The 2,300-nt window shown below is 74.1% G+C and carries 2 protein-coding genes and 1 pseudogene; all 3 read left to right on the forward strand.

From position 1 onward, the window contains the following. Window positions 1–973: baseplate J/gp47 family protein (locus tag CS062_RS26495; protein WP_199174357.1), on the forward strand; the 973-nt coding region annotated here is incomplete at its 5' end. Further along, the gene (locus CS062_RS25035) at window positions 970–1,770 is read left to right on the forward strand and encodes a hypothetical protein (RefSeq protein WP_099864557.1); all 801 of its coding nucleotides are present in this window, start codon (window positions 970–972) and stop codon (window positions 1,768–1,770) included. The genes CS062_RS26495 and CS062_RS25035, both read left to right, overlap by 4 nt. Further along, window positions 1,767–2,300, forward strand: a pseudogene (locus CS062_RS25040) (hypothetical protein); the annotation flags it as partial. The gene CS062_RS25035 and the pseudogene CS062_RS25040, both read left to right, overlap by 4 nt.

Here is a 2,300-nt window from a genome sequence, read left to right on the forward strand (position 1 = left end):
GGCCGCGCCGCCGCAGCCGCTGGTGGACGGCGTCATCACCCGCCCGACCGCGACGCTGGCCGGGCTGGCGGCGGTCACGCAGGTGGGTCGCTCCTTCGGACTGCGCGCGCAGGAGGATGAGCGCGCCCTGATCACCCGCGCCGGCGAGCGGCTGCAGCACAAGGGCCGCGCCACGCTGGGCTGGGACGTCGAGCGGCTGCTGCTGGCGCGTTTCCCCGAGGTGCTCAAGGTCCGCTGCCTGCCGGCCGACGACGGCAGCGGCGGCGTCACGGCGGTCGTCATCCCCACGCTGCCGCGCAACCTGCCCGCCCTGGCCTGCGCGGCGCCGCGCTTCAACGCGATCGAACTGGCCCGCATGGCGACCGCGCTGCGCGAGATCGGCTCGCCCTTCGCCCGCTTCCAGGTCCGCAACCCGGCCTACGACCGGCTGCAGCTGCGCGCCACCATCGGGCTGGCGCGCGGCGCGCACGAGGGCGCCACGCTGCGCCGCGTGAACCAGGAGATCGTCGAGTTCCTCTCGCCCTGGTTCGACGACGGCTACGGGCCGCGCTTCGACTGGCTGGTGCGCAGCGAGGACCTGGAGGCGCGGCTGCGCGGGCTGGAGGGCGTGAGCTTCGTGACGCGGCTGTCGCTGATCACCGTGGCCTGCGACGACAACGGGGTCTACACGCTCGCCGACACCGCCCGCGCGCCGCTGGGCACCGCCCCGCCCGCCCAGGAGGGTCAGGCGGGCGAGGTCCCGGCCATCGGCGCGGCCCATGCGCACGCGCGGCTGCCATGGAGCATCGCGCTGCCGATGCCGCAGCACATACTCACCGCGGTCGACCGCTTTCCGCAGACGGTGGCGCCCAGCGCCACCGGCGTGGACCGGCTGGCGGTCGGCAGCACCTTCGTCATCGGCGGACCGGCCGGACAGGACGCCTCCGGCGTTCGGGCCGGGCCCGCCTTCGTGATCGGCAGGGGCGCGCCATGACGACCCGCAACCGCGACACGCTGAAGCAGTTCTTCCAGGAGGGCCGGCTGCCCACCAGCGACCACTTCGGCGACCTCATCGACTCGATGCTCAACATGAGCGACGAGGGCTTCCGCAAGTCGCCGGAGAACGGCCTGGAGGTCTCGGCGCCGGTCAGCCACGACGCGCTGCTGAGCTTCTACCGCGAGCAGAGCGGCCGCGAGGCGATCTGGTCGATGAACTACGGTGGCGACAGCGACCAGCTGATGTTCCATCACGGCGACGCGCGCATCGCCGCCGCCCAGGCGCCGGTGCTGGCGCTGGACACCGCCGGCCGGGTCGGCATCGGCACCGCCCGGCCGCGCCAGACGCTGGAGGTGGCCGGCGTGGTGGCCTCGACCGGGCGGCTGGGCGACCTGCGGCGCACCGACGAGAAGGGCCAGCCGCTCAAGGCCGACGGCGAGTGGCACGACCTGACCGGCGCGCTGGGCGGCTGCCAGGCCTTCGAGGTGATGGCCGGCGTCGGGCAGAAGGACGGCGGTCGCTTCGCGATGCTGCATGCGATCGCGATGAACACCTACAACCCGCTGCCGGGCTGGCTGGAGTTCCTCTCGCCACGCAAGCGCATCCGCAGCCAGCACGCCTGGTACGGCCGCCGCTGCGACCGGCTGCAGCTGCGCTGGGCCGGCGACCACGGCCGGCGCGCCAGCTACCGGCTGCAGATCCGCACGCAGTGCGACTACGGCGAGGACAAGCTGATCCAGGCGGCGGTGACGCAGCTGTGGTTCGACCCGGACATGGCCGGAGGCACGCCATGAGCGCCGGCGCCGCGATGCGCAAGCAGCCGGTCTTCCCGTCCGACCTGCCGGGGCCGGTCGCCAATCCCGCAGTGCCGGAGATGCCGGCCCGGCTGTCGCCGCCGACCGGCGAGGAACGCGAAGCCGGCTTCGACGGCCTGCGCGCCCGCGGCCTGGAGTGGCTGCAGGCGCTCGGCGGCGGTGTCTGGACCGACCACAACCTTCACGACCCCGGCATCACGCTGCTGGAGCAGCTGTGCTTCGGTCTCACCGACCTGGTCTACCGCGCCGGCTTCCCGGTGGCCGACCACCTGACCGGGCCTGACGGGACCATCGACTACGCCGGCCTGTCGCTGCATCCGCCGGCCGAGGTCTTTCCCTGCCGGCCGACGACGCCGGCGGACTATCGACGCCACCTGCTCGATGCGGTGCCCGGCCTGGACGACGCGACGCTGATGCCGGATCCGGACAGCGGCCTGTACCGGCTGCGGCTGAAGCTGTCGCAGGACGGCGCCGGACCGCCCGGCGCGGCCCCCTCGCCGGCCGCGGAC

The organism is Roseateles chitinivorans, assembly GCF_002761755.1.
Classification (GTDB): domain Bacteria; phylum Pseudomonadota; class Gammaproteobacteria; order Burkholderiales; family Burkholderiaceae_C; genus Roseateles; species Roseateles chitinivorans.

Bases quoted from the DNA above. Each gene is read 5' to 3' on its own strand.
- CS062_RS25035 (WP_099864557.1), top strand. From the start codon at position 970: ATGACGACCCGCAACCGCGACACGCTGAAGCAGTTCTTCCAGGAGGGC.